At 56.6% G+C, this 19548-nt stretch carries 18 protein-coding genes; 11 read left to right on the top strand and 7 right to left on the bottom strand.

Annotated elements, in window-relative coordinates; genetic code table 11:
* Positions 1-9 precede the first annotated feature (9 nt).
* The 5 genes from AC236I_RS20185 to fadE form a co-directional block, all read right to left on the bottom strand.
* On the bottom strand, positions 10-1104 hold the full coding sequence (locus AC236I_RS20185) for an HlyD family secretion protein (RefSeq protein ID WP_044349658.1): 1095 nt from the start codon (positions 1102-1104) through the stop codon (positions 10-12).
* On the bottom strand, positions 1101-2624 hold the full coding sequence (locus AC236I_RS20180; RefSeq protein ID WP_032716709.1) for an efflux transporter outer membrane subunit: 1524 nt from the start codon (positions 2622-2624) through the stop codon (positions 1101-1103). Before AC236I_RS20180 ends, AC236I_RS20185 begins: the two co-directional genes overlap by 4 nt.
* Entirely contained in the window at positions 2614-3741 is a 1128-nt protein-coding gene (locus AC236I_RS20175; RefSeq protein ID WP_004858217.1) for an AI-2E family transporter, read from the bottom strand. Before AC236I_RS20175 ends, AC236I_RS20180 begins: the two co-directional genes overlap by 11 nt.
* Positions 3742-4018: 277 nt before the next feature.
* Positions 4019-4789, bottom strand: a complete 771-nt coding sequence (locus tag AC236I_RS20170) for an amidohydrolase (protein ID WP_015585091.1) — start codon at positions 4787-4789, stop codon at positions 4019-4021.
* Between the two features lie 183 nt (positions 4790-4972).
* Positions 4973-7417, bottom strand: coding sequence for an acyl-CoA dehydrogenase FadE (fadE, locus tag AC236I_RS20165; protein ID WP_004858224.1), 2445 nt, complete (start codon positions 7415-7417; stop codon positions 4973-4975).
* 238 nt (positions 7418-7655) lie between these two features.
* Between fadE and lpcA the strand changes: the two genes are divergently transcribed.
* Positions 7656-8237, top strand: coding sequence for a D-sedoheptulose 7-phosphate isomerase (gene lpcA / locus AC236I_RS20160; protein ID WP_004099149.1), 582 nt, complete (start codon positions 7656-7658; stop codon positions 8235-8237).
* 107 nt (positions 8238-8344) lie between these two features.
* Entirely contained in the window at positions 8345-9112 is a 768-nt protein-coding gene (locus AC236I_RS20155) for a class II glutamine amidotransferase (protein ID WP_004858226.1), read from the top strand.
* On the opposite strand, the gene dpaA is transcribed toward AC236I_RS20155, so the two are convergent.
* Entirely contained in the window at positions 9083-9823 is a 741-nt protein-coding gene (gene dpaA, locus AC236I_RS20150; RefSeq protein ID WP_004858229.1) for a peptidoglycan meso-diaminopimelic acid protein amidase, read from the bottom strand. The two genes, AC236I_RS20155 and dpaA, sit on opposite strands and share 30 nt — an antisense overlap.
* A gap of 410 nt (positions 9824-10233) precedes the next feature.
* Here dpaA and AC236I_RS20145 point away from each other — a divergent pair, with 410 nt between their 5' ends.
* From AC236I_RS20145 to AC236I_RS20105, 9 genes are all read left to right on the top strand, one after another.
* Positions 10234-11577 (top strand): Na(+)-translocating NADH-quinone reductase subunit A, encoded by a 1344-nt coding sequence (locus AC236I_RS20145; RefSeq protein ID WP_004858233.1) that lies wholly within the window; start codon positions 10234-10236, stop codon positions 11575-11577.
* A gap of 3 nt (positions 11578-11580) precedes the next feature.
* On the top strand, positions 11581-12819 hold the full coding sequence (locus AC236I_RS20140; RefSeq protein WP_004858236.1) for an NADH:ubiquinone reductase (Na(+)-transporting) subunit B: 1239 nt from the start codon (positions 11581-11583) through the stop codon (positions 12817-12819).
* The gene (locus AC236I_RS20135; RefSeq protein WP_004858241.1) at positions 12812-13606 is read left to right on the top strand and encodes a Na(+)-translocating NADH-quinone reductase subunit C; all 795 of its coding nucleotides are present in this window, start codon (positions 12812-12814) and stop codon (positions 13604-13606) included. Before AC236I_RS20140 ends, AC236I_RS20135 begins: the two co-directional genes overlap by 8 nt.
* Positions 13599-14237, top strand: a complete 639-nt coding sequence (locus tag AC236I_RS20130) for an NADH:ubiquinone reductase (Na(+)-transporting) subunit D (RefSeq protein WP_004858245.1) — start codon at positions 13599-13601, stop codon at positions 14235-14237. Before AC236I_RS20135 ends, AC236I_RS20130 begins: the two co-directional genes overlap by 8 nt.
* Positions 14238-14243: 6 nt before the next feature.
* Positions 14244-14840, top strand: coding sequence for an NADH:ubiquinone reductase (Na(+)-transporting) subunit E (gene nqrE, locus AC236I_RS20125; protein WP_004858248.1), 597 nt, complete (start codon positions 14244-14246; stop codon positions 14838-14840).
* A gap of 11 nt (positions 14841-14851) precedes the next feature.
* Positions 14852-16075 carry an NADH:ubiquinone reductase (Na(+)-transporting) subunit F gene (gene nqrF / locus AC236I_RS20120; protein WP_004858252.1) on the top strand — a complete coding sequence of 408 codons (1224 nt, stop codon included), beginning with the start codon at positions 14852-14854 and terminating at the stop codon, positions 16073-16075.
* 2 nt (positions 16076-16077) lie between these two features.
* Positions 16078-16293 (top strand): (Na+)-NQR maturation NqrM, encoded by a 216-nt coding sequence (gene nqrM / locus AC236I_RS20115; protein ID WP_004858255.1) that lies wholly within the window; start codon positions 16078-16080, stop codon positions 16291-16293.
* Between the two features lie 136 nt (positions 16294-16429).
* Positions 16430-17485: a DNA polymerase IV gene (gene dinB / locus AC236I_RS20110; RefSeq protein WP_044349669.1), complete on the top strand. Its 1056-nt coding sequence runs from the start codon at positions 16430-16432 to the stop codon at positions 17483-17485.
* Positions 17486-17490: 5 nt separating this feature from the next.
* Entirely contained in the window at positions 17491-17943 is a 453-nt protein-coding gene (locus AC236I_RS20105; protein ID WP_032724333.1) for a GNAT family N-acetyltransferase, read from the top strand.
* A 40-nt stretch (positions 17944-17983) separates the two neighbouring features.
* Here AC236I_RS20105 and pepD read toward each other — a convergent pair whose 3' ends face one another.
* On the bottom strand, positions 17984-19441 hold the full coding sequence (pepD, locus tag AC236I_RS20100) for a cytosol nonspecific dipeptidase (RefSeq protein WP_004858263.1): 1458 nt from the start codon (positions 19439-19441) through the stop codon (positions 17984-17986).
* Positions 19442-19548: the final 107 nt, after the last annotated feature.

The following is a 19548-nucleotide window of genomic DNA, read 5'->3' as shown; positions in this document are numbered from 1 at the left end:
GCAGGTCTCCTAATAGAGCCAGGAGAACAGGCTCATGACTCGGATATACAGGTAGCCCGCAACGTTCAGCAGGCTACTGCCGCTGGTATAAACCAGCACATCCGCCTGCCCGCCAACCCGCAGGCTGGTGGGCGGCGGGGCATCATCTCTTGCAAAGGCGATTTTAACCGGGAAGCGCTGGGCCTGACGGAGCCAGTCACGATTGTTATCCACGGTAGGGAGGCCGCCGGCCGGCGGGGGTTGCGATGCGTTGATACCATAGCCGATGCTGAGTACCTGGCCGCTAAAAATGTGTCCCGGCATGCTGTCGAGAACAATTGCCACCTTATTACCCGGCCGGATACGACCGAGGTTATTTTCGGTCATGTCTGCGTTGATCCAGACATCGTTCAGGGCAATCAATGTCATCACCGGGGCGCCCGCGCCAACAAACTGGCCAACTTCGGTGCGTAAATCGGTAATCAGCCCGCGGCTGCCGGCAATCACGGTGCTTTTACTGCGGTCCAGTTCGGCTTTGCGCACCGCGGCCCGGGCGCTTAACAGCTGAGAATTATTGTCGCCGGCTGCACCGGCGGCTTCGATGGCACGACGCACGTCGGCGGCGGCGGCGGCCATCTGACTACGGGCGGTTTCCCGGGTGGCCTGGGCAATCTCCAGACGCCGGACGGAAATAGTACCGGGATCTTCACGATAGAGCCGCTCCTGGCGCTCGGCATCTTTCGCGGCATTCTGGTAAGCGGTGGCGGCGGCCTGCAGGCCAGCCTTTGCCGCCACCACGCTTTCACCGTTGGCCTTCACGGCGCTGAGCACCGTGGCATAATCCGAACGTGCGCGCGCCAGGGCGATATCATAAGGTTCCGGATCCAGCTCAAACAGCGGTTCGCCCATAGCGACACGCTGATTGTCACGAACATATACCTTCTTTATTTGCCCGGTTACTTCCGCTGCGACCGGAATGACGAAGGCCTGTACCCTGGCCTGCGAGGTATAGGGCGTCACTCTGTCCGTGACTAAATACAAGCAGATCAGCAGTACAATCAGCACCACCAGGCCGATGGCCGTACGACGGCTGGCTTGTCCTGGTGAAGGGGAGGAGGCATTCATGGCGAAGGTCCTTCTGAAGGGGATGTGGCGGAAGGAAGCGGGGTATTCAGCAGCGGCAGCCAGTTATCACGCTGGCGTAGGTGCGATTCCGTCGCAGCATCGACCAGCGGGCGTGTTCGGCCACTTTCCCAGCCGCCGCCCAGCGCTTTATAAAGCGCGATCAGATCGCGCATCGCCGCACCGCGGCTGCTGACCAACCGTTCTTGTTGGTTGAACAGCGCCCGCTGTGAGTCAAGGACGCGCTGAAAGTCAGCCATTCCCTCACGATACTGTGTGTTGGCTATTTCGAGGGAGCGGCTGGCGGCTTTACCCGTTTGGGTCAGCAACACAATTTCATCTTTATCATTGGCGTAGGCGATGGCCGCATCGTCGACTTCACGCGCGGCCTGAAAGACGGTATCGCGATAGTGTTCGTGAAGCTGGAGAAAACGGGCATCCTGAACCAGAACCTGATTCCCGAGCCGCCCCTGATCCAGCAGATTCCAGCTAAACGTCGGGCCCGCCGCCCAGCTGAGCGTGCCATTACTCTCGCTCCTGCCGCTTATTCCGACGCTGCCGATCAGTGAGATGGACGGGTAGAGCTCGCTCTCCGCCACGCCGATAAGCGCCGACTGTGCGGCCATCTGTCGTTCAGCAGCCCTGACGTCGGGCCGCCGGCGCAGAAGGTTGGCCGGAAGTTCAGACACTAACGAGAGTTCGCCTGACGGGATATCGCCGGTCTGGCTCGCCATTTCCGGCAGGGGGCCGGGTTTGCGTGCCAGCAGCGCGCTCAGGGCATTCTGGCTCTGTGCGAGGCTGGTTTCCAGTTGGGGGATCGTCGAAAGCGTGGAGAGGTACTGGGTTTTTGCCTGCTGAACGTCCAGCTCTGCGCTGTTGCCGCTGAGGAATAACCGCTCGGTGATCTGCAGGCTACGTTGCTGAATCTTCGCATTGCCGCGGGTAATTTGCAGGCGGGCTTCCAGCATGCGGATATTGACGTACCACTGCGCCACCTGGGCTGCCATCAGCACCTGAATATCATCGTACTGCGCTAGCGTGGCGAAATAGCTGGCATCGGCGGATTCGACGCCGCGCTGAAACTTACCCCAGAAATCGATCTCCCATCCCAGATTGACCCCGGCGCTGTAGCGGGTCCCTGAGCTATAGTTTCCCGAACGTTGCTGGCCGGTGCGCAGCAGATCGCCGCTGCCGATCGTCGCCTGCGGTCCCAGTAAACTCTCGGCGATCCCCAGCTGCGCCCGGGATTCCAGCAGACGCAAACCGGCGATTTTGACATCCGGATTTTTTCGCAGCGCTTCGTTAATCAGCGCCGTTAAGGTCGGATCGTTGAGCTGCGTCCACCACCGCGCGTAATCGGCAGGCGTCGACCGGGAAGCCATCCGCTGCGTAGCCGGTTGCCAGTGGCTTAGCTCCGGCGTTTTCGGCGGATGATAGTCTGGCCCCAGCGTCGTGCATGCGGTGAGAACAAGGCCGGCGCCAGCGGTGAACAGGAGACGCCAGGCACGGTGCTCATTGAGCATCTTTGTCGTCCGGAACGACGGGAGTCTGGCCATCGCCGACCTGCCCATCGTTGACCCACGACATGAAGATACGATAGCCGATAGAGAGTAGGGTCGCGCCGATAAACATACCGAGAATACCGCTGGCCGCCATGCCGCCTAATGCACCAAGCAGTACCACAGGCATAGGCGCATCGACACCGCGCCCGAGCATTAGCGGTTTGAGCACGTTGTCAGCCATACCGGCCACAATCAGCAAGATCGTATAGACGATATTCATAGCCGTTCCGTGATCGCCGAGGCTCCACATCAACGCAATCGCCGGTGCGGTCACCAGAATCACCGGAATCTGCGCGATCCCGAGGATCAGCGCCAGAATAAAGAAGATCCCCACGGCCGGAATACCTGCCACGATCATAATGACGCCCACCAGCAGCGCCTGAATAAGCGCGACGCCGATAACGCCCTGCGCCACCGCACGGATCGTGCTGGTGCACAGTTTCACCAAAGATTGTCCTTTGTTCTCATCCGTCAGGCGGATGGCAATGCGCCGGGCGCTGTCTGCCCCGGCGGCGCCCCAGGTCATGATAATCCCCGCCACGATGAAGGAGAGGATAAAACCAAGCAATCCACCGCCCATACTGGCAAGAATGCCGAGGGTAGCTTTCGCGATGTCTCCTATCTGAGTGCGATAGTTGCTAATCAGCCCCGGTAAATCGTTGGACGCTTTTAACCACAGGACGCTAATTTTTTCTCCGACGATGGGAATGGTGGCGATATGTGCTGATGGCGGCGGAATGACGAAAGCACGACCGCTGAGCTTATCAATCATCACGCTGACGCTTTCGCCGAGAGAGCTAATCATCAGCACCGTGGGGACCACGATCAGCACAATGCCGAGCAGGACTATCAGGGTTGAGGACCAGCCCTGTTTTCCTCCCAGCCTGGTCGCAAAATACTGATGGAGAGGGTAGAGGGTGACGGCCAGGATAACGGCCCACAGCATCATATTAAGAAACGGAGAAAACACGGTATAGCAGAAAGAGGCTAATGCCAGGATAAGTCCAAAGCGAATGAACATATCCAGAAAACGGGCAACCAGTCTTTTTTCAACAACAAGCAGATTATTATTTTCCATGATGGTTTGTTCTCGCTGAGAATGCGCGCACAACCGTACCGGTCGGGTAATAAAACCGGACCAGGACCGAGATGGAATCGTTTTAAAAAAGCTGAAAGTTATTTGAAAATGAAGCTCGTTCTTGTTGAATTTTATCCACTTAATGAGTGTAGAACAAAAATAATCCCGCCGGAAAAATATTATTTCTCCCGCTTATTCTGCGGGCTGGTGGGGGAAAAAGAGGCGGCGGCGAGGTATAAAACGGGGTCCCCTCGGTTAACGAGGGGAGAGAAGACGATCAGTTCAGGGTGAACGGATCGGCATCCTGCCAGGCCGGAAACTTCTCACGATACTCTTTGAGCGCCGTCATCGACAGCTCTGCATCCAGACGCGTTGCCTGATGGGGTTCTGCCGTTGCCAGAATTTCTCCCTGCGGGCTGATAATGCGGCTATCGCCGCGGTAATGATGGCCGTTGCCATCGGTGCCGACGCGGTTACAGCCGGCAACATAGGCCAGATTCTCGATGGCGCGAGCCACCAGCAGGGACTGCCAGTGAAGTGAGCGTGGGGCAGGCCAGTTGGCCACATAAAGCGCTAAATCGTAGTCGTTATGGTTACGTGACCACACCGGGAAGCGCAGGTCATAACACACCAGCGGCAGAATTCGCCAGCCGCGCCACTCAAAAACAACCCGTTCGTTACCCGCCTCATAATGATGATGTTCTTCGGCCATGCGGAACAGATGGCGCTTGTCATAGAAGTGGGTTGTGCCATCGGGCTCGACCAGCAAGAAGCGGTTAACCGGCCCGCGATCGGTTTGCAGCGCCGCGCTGCCGGCAATCAGGGCATTTGTTTGCACCGCTTTACTCTGCATCCAGTCAATGACGTTTTCGGCTGACATCGACTGCTTTGCGGCCTCCATAGCGAATCCGGTCGTGAACATTTCCGGCAAGACTATGACGTCACGTCCGGTAATGCCTTCCAGTTGACGATCGAAGTGACGCAGGTTGGCGGGACCATCCATCCACACCAGGGGTTGTTGCAACAACGTAATTTTCAAACCAGGCACAGTGTTGAACTCCATCATCATGAGAGCATCAGGGTAATTTTAACACCATATCAGTCTCTCGCTGCTGAGCGGAATATGTTGTTAAAAAAATGATAACGCAGACAGCTGAATGTCGGTCGCCGGGTAAAAAAGAAAGGCGGGGAAATTCCCCGCCCTGGTCGTGATGTGGTAACTGTTATTGTTTTATGCGGCTTCAACCTTGCGGACTTTCTCCGGGAGCTTTACCGGTTTGGTCGCCAGCTCATCGGCTGCGAAATCGTCAACGTTAATGCTGCGCAGACGGCTGGTTTCCGCACGGGTCAGAATATCGGCTTCATCCTGATTGATTAAACCTTTTGCCAGCGCGTTGCGGGCCAGTTCATCCAGACGGGTAAACGGCAGGTTTTTACCCAGCTCTTTGCAGATACGCTGATGAATCGGATCGGCGGCCATGACATCGAGCAGGGCCTCTTCCAGCAGACCGACCGGGTTATGTTCACTCGGGGTCAGATACTGGCCGCGACCGATACGTGAACGCGTCGCGCTCGGAACCTGCAGGATTTTTGCCACCTTATGATCCAGCTTATCGGACGGCGCGTTGTAGTGACGGCCGGTCGGGAAGATAGCAATGCGCAGGGCGCCCGCGACAAAACGGTTCGGGAAGTTCTTCAGCAGATCGTCAATCGCCTGTTCTGCCTGATACAGCGCATCCTGGACGCCCCAATGAACCAGCGGGAGGTCGGCTTCATTGCGCCCTTCATCGTCATAGCGTTTCAGCACCGCAGAGGCGAGATAGAGCTGGCTCAGGACATCGCCGAGACGCGCGGAGATGCGCTCGCGACGCTTCAGGCTGCCGCCCAGCACCGCCATGGAGACGTCGGACAGCAGCGCCAGGTTCGCGCTCAGACGGTTCATGTGCTGGTAGTAGCGACGAGTGCCATCACGGGTCGGCGTGCTGCTTGTCAGCCCGCGGGTCAGGCCCAGCCAGAAGCTGCGGACTTTGTTACTGCCGACGTGACCAATGTGTTTAAACAGCAGTTTGTCGAAAGCGTTAACATCGTTGCTTTGCGCGGCGGCCATTTCATCCAGTACGTACGGATGGCAGCGAATCGCCCCTTGACCAAAGATCATCATGCTGCGGGTCAGGATATTGGCCCCTTCGACGGTGATAGCGATTGGTGCCCCTTGATAGGCGCGGGCGAGGAAGTTACCTTCGCCCAGCATGATGCCTTTTCCGCCGGTGATATCCATGGCGTCAATGATTGAGCGCTGTCCGCGATGGGTGCAGTGGTACTTGACGATAGCCGACAGCACCGCCGGTTTCTCTCCCAGCATGATGCCGTAGGTAATCAGCGAAGCGGCGGCATCCATCACGTATGCGTTACCGGCAATACGCGCCAGAGGCTCTTCGATGCCTTCCATTTTACCGATGGAGATTTTGAACTGGCGACGAATATGGGCATAGGCGCCGGTCGCCATCGCCACGGATTTCAGTCCGCCGGTGGCATTAGACGGCAGGGTGATGCCGCGTCCTACGGACAGGCATTCCACCAGCATCCGCCAGCCCTGGCCGGCCATCGACGGGCCGCCGATGATGTAATCGATCGGCACGAAAATATCTTTCCCCTGGGTCGGACCATTCTGGAACGGCACGTTCAGCGGGAAGTGGCGACGGCCAATTTCGACGCCCGGGGTGCTGGTCGGGATCAGCGCACAGGTGATGCCCAGATCTTCTTCGCCGCCCAGCAGACGGTCGGGATCGGAGAGTTTAAAAGCCAGGCCCAATACGGTCGCGATAGGGGCGAGGGTGATATAACGCTTATTCCAGGTCAGGCGCATGCCCAGTACCTGCTCGCCTTGCCATTCGCCCATGCAGACGACGCCGCTGTCCGGGATGGCGCCGGCGTCAGAGCCCGCTTCCGGACTGGTCAGCGCAAAGCACGGAATTTCCTGACCACGCGCCAGGCGCGGCAGATAGTGGTTTTTCTGCTCTTCAGTACCGTAATGTTGCAGCAGTTCGCCCGGGCCTAAGGAGTTCGGCACGCCGACGGTAATCGCCAGGATACCGGAAACGCCGGAGAGCTTTTGCAGCACCCGTGACTGAGCGTAAGCGGAGAACTCCAGGCCGCCGTACTCTTTCTTAATGATCATCGCAAAGAAACGATGCTCTTTCAGGTAGGCCCACAGCGCCGGCGGCAGATCGGCCATTTCATGGGTGATTTCAAAATCGTTCGCCATGCGACAGGCTTCTTCTACCGGCCCGTCGATGAACGCCTGTTCTTCGGCGGTCAGGCGCGGCTGCGGATAGTTGTGCAGTTTCTGCCAGTCTGGCGTCCCGCGAAACAGGTCGCCTTCCCACCAGGTCGTGCCCGCATCGATGGCCTCTTTTTCGGTACGCGACATCGGCGGCATCACCTTACGGAATGCGCGGAATGCCGGTGCCGAGAAAATTGACTTGCGCATCGGCGCAAAGTTGAACGGCAGCAGAATAATCGCCAGCGGCAGCAGCAGCCAGATATTCCACAGCCCGGCAACGCTGAGCGCCGCGGTCCAGGCGAGCAAAATCACGCTGCTCAGCAGGAGATTAATTCGGTGATAGAAGAGCGCACCGAGTAAAACAACGGTTGCAACAATACTCAAAATCATCATAGAGAAATGCTCCCTGTCTTGTAGGAGGTCTGACCACTTGTGATGATATGGTTGTAGTGGATGTTATTGGCTTTAGCAATGTGTTTACAAAATAATTACAACCTTGCTCACATTGTTGTACGTAAATGCGGCACGTAAAATCAAAACCACGGCGGATAACGTCGGCTGCTTCTTCTCGCTTCGGCGCCTATCCGGTACACTGCCAGGGTTATTCCAACCATACTGAAGGATTATCCTCATGTACCAGGATCTTATTCGTAACGAACTGAACGAAGCGGCGGAAACGCTGGCTAACTTTCTGCAGGACGAAGCCAATATTCACGCGATTCAGCGTGCCGCGGTGCTGCTGGCTGATAGCTTTAAGGCCGGTGGTAAAGTCCTCTCCTGCGGTAACGGCGGTTCCCACTGCGATGCGATGCATTTTGCAGAAGAACTGACCGGGCGCTATCGTGAGAATCGCCCCGGCTATCCGGCGATTGCGATTTCAGACGTCAGCCACCTGTCCTGCGTCAGTAACGATTTTGGCTATGAGTACGTCTTCTCCCGCTACGTCGAGTCCGTGGGTCGCGCTGGCGATGTGCTGCTGGGTATCTCCACCTCCGGCAACTCCGGCAACGTGATTAAGGCGATTGAGGCTGCCCGCGCGCAGGGGATGAAGGTCATCACGCTGACCGGCAAAGATGGCGGTAAAATGGCCGGTTCCGCCGATGTTGAAATTCGCGTGCCGCATTTTGGTTATGCCGATCGTATTCAGGAAATTCACATTAAAGTGATTCATATTCTGATTATGCTGATCGAAAAAGAGATGGTTAAGGCCTGATGACATGGTGTCGGGCGGCACTGTGTTTGCCCGACCTGCGGGCTGAGTTGTCGGCCGGGTAAGCTGCGCGCCACCCGGCACTGCCTGAAAGTGCGAAGAGGTGATGTATGTGCGAATTGCTCGGGATGAGCGCGAATGTGCCAACAGATATTTGTTTTAGCTTTACCGGGCTGGTTCAGCGCGGTGGAGGCACCGGCCCGCATAAAGATGGCTGGGGTATTACCTTTTATGAAGGTAAAGGCTGTCGCACATTTAAAGATCCGCAGCCCAGCTTCCAGTCGCCGATTGCGAAACTGGTACAGGACTATCCCATCAAATCGTGCTCGGTCATCGCCCATATTCGCCAGGCTAACCGCGGTATCGTTGCGCTGGAAAACACCCATCCCTTTACCCGCGAGCTGTGGGGACGCAACTGGACCTATGCTCATAACGGCCAGTTAGAGGGCTATGAGTCCCTGGATACCGGAAATCTCCAGCCGATCGGCGAGACCGACAGCGAAAAAGCCTTCTGCTGGCTGCTGCACTGCCTGACCGAGCGCTATTCGGGGACGCCGGACGATATGGTTGAAGTGTTCAGCTTTATCGCCACCCTCGCGGGCTCGCTACGGGAAAAAGGCGTCTTTAATATGCTGTTGTCGGACGGGCGTTACGTGATGGCGTTTTGCTCGACGAATCTGCACTGGATAACGCGGCGGGCGCCGTTTGGCGTGGCAACGTTACTGGATCAGGACGTAGAAATCGATTTTCAACGGGAGACCACACCTAACGATGTGGTCACCGTTATCGCCACTCAGCCGCTGACCGGCAACGAGACCTGGCATAAAATCATGCCAGGCGAGTGGGCGTTATTTTGCCTCGGGGACCGTGTAGTTTGAAGCCAGCTGCGGCTGGATAACTTCATGACTGAGCGGCTTGCTGACGATATAGCGGCCATCGGACACTGAGATAACCGGCGGCTTATGGGTTTGCTGGAAATAGTCGTAGCCTGGCTTCAGCTGTTTCCAGAAATCCGCATAGTAGGAGTATTTGTGGCGTTCCATATTGGCATTGGTCATGCGGAAAGGATAAATGCTGACCTGCACGCTGGACTGGCCGAACACGAGCGCGCCGGTCACAAACTGGAAAATCTCATCAATGCCGGTATCGGTCATCGCGTAGCAGCCGATGGATACGCAGGCACCGTGAATCATCAGGTATTTACCTTCATAACCATGGGCGCGATCGTAGGCGTTCGGGAAGCCGATATTAATGGCTTTATAGAAACGGCTGTCAGGCTTGAGCTGATTGCGCGTCACGCTATAAAACCCTTCCGGACTTTTGAAGTCGCCCTGACGCTGCTTCGGCCCCAGACCGCCGGAATAGTTACAGATCCGGTAGCTGTCGAGTAGCTGGTAGGTTTCGCCCATTTTGACGTAGAGATCGAGCGTACGCTCTTCTTTGAAGATCTCAATGTAAACCGGGGAACCCATTAATTGTTGCTTGTATTCTTTGCTAACCGGCGTCGTCGAGCCGCTATTGCTGAGTAACCCAGCAAATGAAACGCACGGCAACAGAAGCATCGCAATAAATAATGCGATTTTGCGCATACTGCTTGTTCCTTGATAAATCAAAAACCACATTGCCAGGACGGCAAGAGATACCCGAAATCAGACTTTTCTGGATTTAGAGCGCTCACATTAGCATCACGGCATTTTTTCGCAAGCGCGGCCTTACCGCGTTTACAATTTAGTTGTCCTTTATAGCGAATCCGACGTCAAAGCGCAGTCAGAACTTTGCGCAATAGATCTCATTTTATAGGTAGTTAATCGTGGTTTATCTACTGACGCCGCTCACGAAATGTTACACTTGCGCCGCTTAACGATCAGGGTAAGAAAGGATGCTTCTCTCCCGTCTTGTGAACCGCCAGGACTCAGCTTTTCCTTTTCTCTGATTTCCCATCAATGTTGCTGGCCTCGGTCTGATATCGAGGTTTAAGTTACGGATACCTGCTAACGATATGATTAAAATCACGAAAGGGCTGAATCTGCCCATAGCTGGCATGCCATCACAGCAGAAAACTTCTCAGGTTGCCGTCAAACGCGTCGCGCTGCTGGGCGAGGAGTACGTCGGTATGCGCCCCTCAATGGCGGTGCGCGAAGGTGACCGGGTACAAAAAGGGCAGATCCTCTTCGAAGACAAAAAGAACCCCGGCGTCTGCTTTACCGCACCTGCGGCTGGGGTGATTGGCGCCATCCATCGCGGCGAACGTCGGGTTCTGCAATCCATTGTTATCGATGTCGACGGCGATGAGGCCGTCTCCTTCCCCCGCTATGCACCGGGCGACCTGGCTGGATTGGCGCGGGAAACTGTGCAGCAGCAGCTGCTGACTTCCGGCCAATGGACGGCATTCCGCACTCGTCCGTTTAGTAAAACGCCGGTGCCGGGGAGCGTACCGGCGGCGATTTTCGTGACCGCTATTGATACCAACCCGCTGGCGGCAGATCCGCAACCGATTATTCTGGCCCACCGCGAGGCCTTCGATGCGGGACTCACCGTGCTCACCAGCCTGACGGATGGCAAAGTGCATGTCTGCCAGGCCAGCGGCGGCAAGCTCGGTGGCCACCCCGCAGGGCAGGTGACCTTTAACCAGTTCGCCGGGCCGCATCCGGCCGGGCTGGCAGGCACCCATATCCATTTCCTTGAGCCCGTCAGCCTGAATAAACAGGTCTGGCACCTTAACTATCAAGATGTTATCGCCATCGGCCGGCTGTTTCTCGACGGGGAACTTTACAGCAAACGCGTGATTGCGCTCGGGGGCCCGCAGGTCAAAGAGCCGCGGCTGATCGAAACCTGCTGCGGCGCCAGTCTTGATGAACTGCTGGCCGGTGAGCTGCTGGAGGGGGAAAACCGGGTCATTTCCGGCTCGGTGCTGAGCGGTACCCACGCCCAGGGGCCGTATGCGTTCCTTGGTCGCTATCACCTGCAGGTGAGCGTCGTGAAGGAAGGGCGTGAGAAGGAGCTGTTTGGTTGGGTGATGCCGGGCAAAGACAAATTTTCGATTACCCGCACCACGCTCGGACATTTTCTCAAACACAAACTGTTCAGTTTCTCAACGGATACCAACGGCGGCGAGCGTGCGATGGTTCCCATCGGCAACTACGAGCGCGTGATGCCGCTGGATATTCTGCCGACGCATCTGCTGCGGGATTTGCTGGCGGGAGACACCGACAGCGCGCAGGCGCTGGGCTGCCTGGAGCTGGATGAAGAAGATTTAGCGCTCTGCACCTACGTCTGCCCGGCAAAATATGAATACGGCCCGCTGCTGCGTGACGTCTTAACCCGCATTGAGCAGGAAGGATAAGTGATGGGTTTGAAAAATCTGCTGGAAAAAATTGAGCCGCACTTCACCCACGGCGGCAAACTGGAAAAGTACTACCCGTTGTATGAGGCGGCGGCGACTATTTTCTATACCCCGGGTCAGGTGACGAAAGGGGCCTCTCACGTCCGTGATGCCATCGACCTCAAGCGGATGATGATCCTGGTGTGGCTGGCGGTGTTCCCGGCGATGTTCTGGGGCATGTACAACGTCGGGCTGCAAACTATCCCGGCGCTACACAAACTCTACGGCGCGGAGCAGCTGCAGCAGGTGATCGCCAGCCACTGGCACTATAGCGTGGCGCAGTGGCTGGGGGTGAACTTTGGCCCGGATGCGGGCTGGCTGAGCATGATGGGGCTGGGCGCAGTGTTCTTCCTGCCCATTTATCTCACCGTGTTTATCGTCGGCGGCTTTTGGGAAGTGCTGTTCGCCATCGTGCGCAAACACGAAATCAACGAAGGCTTTTTTGTTACCTCCATTCTGTTCGCGCTGATTGTGCCGCCGACGCTGCCGTTATGGCAGGCGGCGCTGGGCATCAGTTTTGGCGTGGTGATTGGCAAAGAGATCTTCGGCGGCACCGGGCGTAACTTCCTCAACCCGGCGCTGGCCGGGCGTGCATTTCTGTTCTTCGCCTATCCGGCGCAAATTTCCGGCGATCTGGTGTGGACGGCGGCGGACGGTTTCTCCGGCGCAACGCCGCTTTCTCAGTGGGCGAGCCGCGGCGGTGAAGCGCTGGTGAATGTCACCAGCGGCCAGCCGGTCAGCTGGATGGATGCCTTCCTCGGCAATATTCCCGGCTCCATCGGCGAGGTCTCGACGCTGATGATTCTGCTTGGCGGCGCCATCATCATTTTCGGTCGCGTCGCCTCCTGGCGCATTGTCGCCGGGGTGATGATTGGCATGATTGCCACGGCAACGCTGTTTAACTTTGTTGGCTCTGATACCAACCCGATGTTTGCCATGCCGTGGTACTGGCATCTGGTGCTCGGCGGTTTTGCCTTTGGCATGATGTTTATGGCGACCGACCCGGTGTCGGCGTCGTTCACCGACAAAGGAAAGTGGGCATACGGTGCGCTGATTGGCGCGATGTGCGTGCTGATCCGCGTGGTGAACCCGGCCTATCCGGAAGGGATGATGCTGGCCATTCTGTTTGCCAACCTCTTTGCGCCACTGTTCGATTACCTGGTGGTGCAGGCCAATATCAAGCGGAGGAAGTCGCGTGGCTGAGAAAAAAAGTAACGATAGCATCGGCAAAACGCTGCTGGTGGTGCTGGTGCTTTGCCTGGTCTGCTCGGTCATTGTTGCCGGTTCTGCGGTGGGGCTGAAGCCGCGCCAGCAGGAGCAAAAAGCGCTCGATAAACAGCGTAACATTCTCTCCGTTGCCGGGCTGATGCAGCCGGACATGAAGCAGGAGGAGATTGCCTCGGTGTTTGCCGAGCGCATCAGCCCGCGGCTGCTGGATTTGAAAAGCGGCGAACTGCTGGAAAAAGATCCGGACTCCTTTAATCAGGGGCTGGCGCTGAAAGATCCTGAGCAAAGTACCGTGCTGGAGGCCAGCCAGGATCCGGCGGGCATCAAGCGTCGTACTAACGTGGTGGAAATCTACCTCGTGAAAGACGAGCAGAAAAAGGTTCAGGAAGTGGTGCTGCCGATTTACGGCAACGGCCTGTGGTCGATGATGTATGCCTTTGTGGCGCTTGATACCGATGGTCGTACCGTGAAAGGCATCACCTATTACGATCAGGGCGAAACGCCGGGCCTCGGCGGCGAAGTGGAAAACCCCGCCTGGCGTAAACAGTTCATCGGCAAAAAAGTGCTCGACGACAGCGGCATGCCGGCGCTGAAAGTGGTGAAAGGCGGTGCGCGTCAGGGTGATGACTACGCGGTTGACGGCCTTTCCGGCGCAACGCTCACGTCCAACGGCGTGCAGCACAGTTTTGATTTCTGGATGGGGGAGCAGGGCTTTGGTCCGTTCCTCAAGCAGATTCGTGAAGGAGGCCTGAACAATGGCTGAGCTCGATGAGATGAAAGAAGTAAAACGGGTGCTGGTCGGGCCGTTGATTAGCAACAACCCTATTGCTCTGCAGGTGCTGGGGGTCTGTTCGGCGCTGGCGGTGACCACCAAGCTGGAAACCGCATTCGTCATGACTATCGCGGTAACGCTGGTGACGGCGTTTTCCAGCATGTTTATCTCGATGATCCGCCACCATATTCCCAACAGCGTGCGCATTATCGTGCAGATGGCGATCATCGCCTCGCTGGTGATCGTCGTCGATCAGCTGCTGCGCGCCTACGCCTACGAAGTCTCCAAACAGCTGTCGGTGTTCGTCGGGCTTATCATCACCAACTGTATCGTGATGGGGCGCGCGGAAGCGTATGCCATGAAGTCGCCGCCGCTGGCGAGCTTTATGGACGGTATCGGTAACGGTCTGGGCTACGGCGCCATTCTGATGATTGTCGGTTTCCTGCGCGAGCTTATCGGCAGCGGCAAACTGTTTGGCGTCACCGTGCTGCAAACCGTGCAGAACGGCGGCTGGTATCAGCCGAACGGCCTGTTCCTGCTCGCGCCGAGCGCGTTTTTCATCATCGGTCTGCTGATCTGGGCGCTGCGCAGCTGGAAGCCGGAACAGCAGGAGAAGGAGTAACCGAGTATGGCTCATTACCTCAGTCTTTTTGTCCGCGCGGTGTTTGTTGAAAACATGGCGCTGGCCTTCTTCCTCGGCATGTGTACGTTTCTTGCGGTGTCGAAGAAAGTCTCCACGGCGTTTGGTCTTGGCGTAGCGGTGACGGTGGTGCTCGGCATTTCCGTGCCGGTGAACAACCTGATTTATAACCTCGTACTGCGTGACGGTGCGCTGGTGGACGGGGTGGATTTGAGCTTCCTCAACTTCATCACCTTTATCGGGGTGATCGCCGCGCTGGTGCAGATTCTGGAGATGATCCTCGATAAGTATTTCCCGTCGCTGTACAACGCACTGGGGATCTTCCTGCCGCTTATTGCCGTGAACTGCGCCATTTTTGGCGGCGTCTCCTTTATGGTGCAGCGCGACTATAACTTCCCGGAATCCATCGTGTATGGCTTCGGCTCCGGTATCGGCTGGATGCTGGCGATTGTGGCGATGGCGGGCATCCGCGAAAAAATGAAATACGCAAATGTGCCCGCGGGTCTGCGCGGGTTAGGGATCACCTTTATTACCACAGGTCTGATGGCGCTGGGCTTTATGTCATTCTCCGGTGTGCAGCTATAAGGGCGGAAAGTATGGAAATTATTCTTGGCGTCGTGATGTTCACGCTGATCGTGCTGGTGCTGTCGGGGCTGATCCTGGCGGCGCGCTCGAAGCTGGTCAACGCCGGTGATGTGGTTATTGAAATCAATAATGAAGCGGATAAACAGATTCGCACGCCGGCGGGCGATAAGCTGCTGAATACGCTGTCCAGCAACGGGATCTTTATCTCTTCTGCCTGCGGCGGCGGCGGTTCCTGCGGCCAGTGCCGGGTGACGGTGAAGGAGGGGGGCGGTGATATCCTGCCTACCGAACTTTCCCATATCAGCAAACGCGAGGCGAAAGAGGGCTGCCGTCTGGCCTGTCAGGTCGCCGTGAAACAAAACATGAAGATCGCGCTGCCGGAAGAGATTTTTGGCGTCAAAAAATGGGAGTGTGAAGTTATCTCCAATGATAACAAAGCGACTTTCATTAAAGAGCTGAAGCTGGCCATCCCGGAAGGCGAAAGCGTGCCGTTCCGCGCGGGCGGCTATATTCAGATTGAATGTCCGTCGCATAAAGTGGCGTATGCCGATTTTGACGTGCCGGACGAGTACCGCGCGGACTGGGATAAATTTAATCTGTTCCGCTATGTTTCCGAGGTTAAAGAGCCGACGTTGCGCGCCTATTCGATGGCGAACTATCCGGATGAGAAGGGCATCATTATGCTCAACGTGCGTATTGCGACGCCACCGCCGAAAGTGCCGGATGCGCCGCCGGGGATCATGTCTTCGTATATCTGGTCGCTGAAAGCCGGTGATAAGGTGACGATTTCCGGGCCGTTCGGCGAGTTCTTCGCGAAAGAGACGGACGCCGAGATGGTCTTTATCGGCGGCGGTGCTGGTATGGCGCCCATGCGTTCGCATATTTTCGACCAGCTTAAACGGTTGCACAGCAAGCGCAAAATCAGCTTCTGGTACGGCGCCCGTTCGCTGCGTGAAATGTTCTATGACGATGAGTTTGAACAGCTGGCACGTGAAAATCCGAACTTTACCTTCCACGTGGCGCTTTCCGATCCGCAGCCGGAAGATAACTGGAACGGCCACACCGGCTTTATTCACAATGTGCTGTATGAAAACTACCTGCGCGATCATCCGGCGCCGGAGGACTGCGAGTTTTATATGTGTGGGCCGCCGGTGATGAATGCCGCAGTGATCAAGATGCTAAAAGATCTTGGCGTTGAGGATGACAACATCATGTTGGATGACTTTGGAGGTTAATGATGTTGACGGTGTTTGTGGCAACCTTCGTCATTTTCGCGCTGGTTATTCTGGGGATGTCCTTAGGATATCTGATAAAGCGCAAAAGTCTCCAGGGCAGCTGCGGCGGTATCTCATCGCTGGGGCTTGAGAAGGTCTGCGACTGCCCGGAGCCGTGCGATGCACGTAAAAAGCGCATGGCTCGTGAAGCACAGCGCCAGCAAAATCGGATCCTCTGATCTCTCCGTAGGCCCGGCAAGCTTGCGCCGCCGGGCATTATTGCCTGATGGCGCAAGCTTATCAGCCCTACAAACCCCGCTTCTCATTCCTTGTATTATTACTGTATACTTAACCAGTAATCGTTGAGGGCTGAGTATGCGCAAAATTATCCATGTCGATATGGACTGCTTTTTTGCCGCCGTGGAAATGCGGGATAATCCAGCCCTGCGTGATATCCCCATTGCCATCGGCGGTAGCCGGGTACAGCGGGGGGTGATCAGCACGGCCAACTATCCGGCGCGCAAATTTGGCGTACGCAGCGCGATGCCGACCGCGATGGCCCTCAAGCTTTGCCCGCATTTAACCCTGCTACCCGGCCGCTTTGATGCCTACAAAGAGGCCTCGTCCCATATCCGGGAAATCTTCTCACGCTACACGTCGTTAATTGAACCGCTGTCTCTGGATGAGGCGTATCTCGACGTCAGCGATAGCGTTCACTGCCAGGGCTCTGCGACGCTGATCGCGGAAGAGATTCGCCAGACCATTTTTCACGAGCTTCAACTGACCGCCTCTGCCGGTATCGCGCCGGTAAAATTTCTGGCGAAAATTGCTTCCGATATGAATAAACCCAACGGTCAGTTTGTGATTGCGCCGCATCAGGTCGCGGAGTTTGTCCGAACGCTGCCGCTGGCGAAGATCCCCGGCGTGGGGAAAGTCTCAGCCGCAAAGCTGGAAAGCATGGGGCTGCGTACCTGCGAAGATGTGCAGAAAAGCGACCTGGCGATGTTGCTCCGCCGTTTTGGTAAGTTTGGTCGGATCCTGTGGGAGCGTAGCCAGGGAATCGATGAGCGGGAGATCAACAACACCCGACAGCGTAAATCGGTTGGCGTTGAGCGTACGCTGGTGGAGGATATCCACGAGTGGTCTGCCTGTGAGAGCATCATTGAGCACCTCTATCCAGAGCTGGAGCGGCGGGTGCTGAAGGTCAAACCGGACCTTCTGATTGCCCGTCAGGGGGTAAAGCTGAAATTCAATGATTTTCAGCTGACCACTCAGGAACATGTCTGGCCGCGCCTGAATAAAGAGGATTTGCTCTCCACCGCCTACAAAGCCTGGCACGAACGGCGGGGCGGTCGCGGAGTGCGGCTGGTCGGGTTGCATGTGACGCTGCTCGATCCTCAACTGGAGCGGCAGCTGGTGCTGGGGTTATAACGATGCTGAAGATCAGACCTTATCGCGACGATGATTTTACTGCGCTGTGCGCCATTTTTCTGCGCGCGGTACAAGAGACCGCCAGTCATGATTATTCACCCCGCCAGATAGCCGCCTGGGCGCAGATAGACGAGACCCGCTGGCGGCACAAAATGAGGGAGTCTCTGGTATGGGTCGCGGCGATGGACCAGCGTCCTGTGGGGTTTATCACCGCCGTGGACCGCTATATCGATCTCCTGTTTGTGGCGCCGGAGTATGGCCGCCGGGGTATTGCCAGCGCGCTACTCCAGGAACTGTTTACGCAGATACCGCATGGCTCCCTGACGGTCGACGCAAGCATTACGGCAAAACCGTGTTTTGAACGGCATGGTTTCAGGGTCGTGGAAGAACAGCAGGTGGCGGTGCGCGGCGAGACGTTTATTAATTACCGTATGGAGAAGGTGAGACGGCCCGGATAAGGCGCCACGCGCCGCTATCCGGACCGTTTATTACCGTAACTTACTTCGCAGGAATCGCTTTCAGCAGTTCCGTCAGCAGCGTCCAGTATTGACCAACGCTTTCGATATGCACCTGCTCATCCGGAGAGTGCGGGCCGGTAATGGTTGGCCCGATGGAGACCATATCCATGTTCGGGTACGGTTTCTTGAACAGACCGCATTCCAGGCCGGCGTGGATAATCTGGATGTTCGGCGTCTTGTTGAACAGACGCTGATAGGTTTCACGCACCAGATGCATCACCGGTGAGTTCGCGTCCGGCTGCCAGCCAGGGTATGCGCCTTTGGCTTCGGTTTTCGCGCCCGCCAGTTTACCCAGTGAATCCAGCATGCTGACGACGTAATCTTTGCCGCTGTCGATCAGCGAACGAATCAGGCAGTGGATCTCAACATTATCATCGGTCATGGTCACGACGCCGACGTTCAGAGAGGTCTCGACAACGCCTTTTGCCACGTCAGAGTTACGAATAACACCGTTTGGCGTGGCGTTGAGCAGACGCACAAAGCCGTCACGGGATTGCACGGTCAGGGCCGCTTTGTCGTTGACGACAGAGTCCAGCAGCAGCACCAGATTTTTCTCTTTTGCCGCCAGTTCGTTTTTCAGGATGTCCTGATAGGTGGCGACCAGCGCTTTCAGCGCATCGACCTTATCGGCCGCGACCGCGACGGTAGCGAAAGCTTCACGCGGAATGGCGTTACGCAGGGTGCCGCCGTTGAAATCGACCAGACGCAGGTCCAGCTCTTGCGCGTGACCGGCGAGGAAACGGGCCAGCAGCTTGTTGGCGTTCCCCAGACCGACGTGAATTTCGCCGCCGGAGTGACCGCCTTTCAGCCCTTTTAAGGTCAGCTTAAAGCTCTGGAAACCTGCCGGCACCGCTTCGCGGGTTAAGGTCAGGTTGGAGGTAAAGTCGATACCGCCGGCGCAACCCATATAGATTTCGCCCTCTTCTTCAGAGTCGGTATTGATCAGGATATCGGCCTGCAGCCAGTTAGCCTGAAGACCAAACGCGCCGTCCATGCCGGCTTCTTCGGTCATGGTCAGCAGCACTTCCAGCGGGCCATGTACGACGCTGTCATCAGCCAGCACTGCCAGCGCAGAAGCCATACCGATGCCGTTATCCGCGCCCAGGGTGGTGCCGCGCGCTTTGACCCACTCGCCATCGATATATGGCTGAATCGGATCTTTAGTGAAGTCATGAACGGTGTCGTTGTTTTTCTGCGGCACCATATCGAGGTGCGCCTGCAGAACAACCGGTTTACGGTTTTCCATACCGGCCGTGGCGGCCTTACGAATCAGAATGTTGCCAACCTGATCGCGTTCTGCGTGTAAGCCTTTTTCTTTTGCCCAGCCCATGATGTGTTCAGCGAGTTGTTCTTCGTGATAGGACGGATGGGGAATGGAGCAGATTTTGGCAAAAATATCCCATAGCGGCTGCGGGGATAATTGAGACAATTCAGACACGATGAGTCTCCTTACGATCGCCTGCAAAAGTCTTTTGCAGGTCGAGGGTTAGCAATAAAAAATACAACAGGCGCAGGCTTGCGCGGTGGGGTTGAGAATACCACTTT

Source organism: Klebsiella sp. Sb-30, from assembly GCF_057652795.1.
This window is presented reverse-complemented; position numbering and strand designations above follow the sequence as displayed.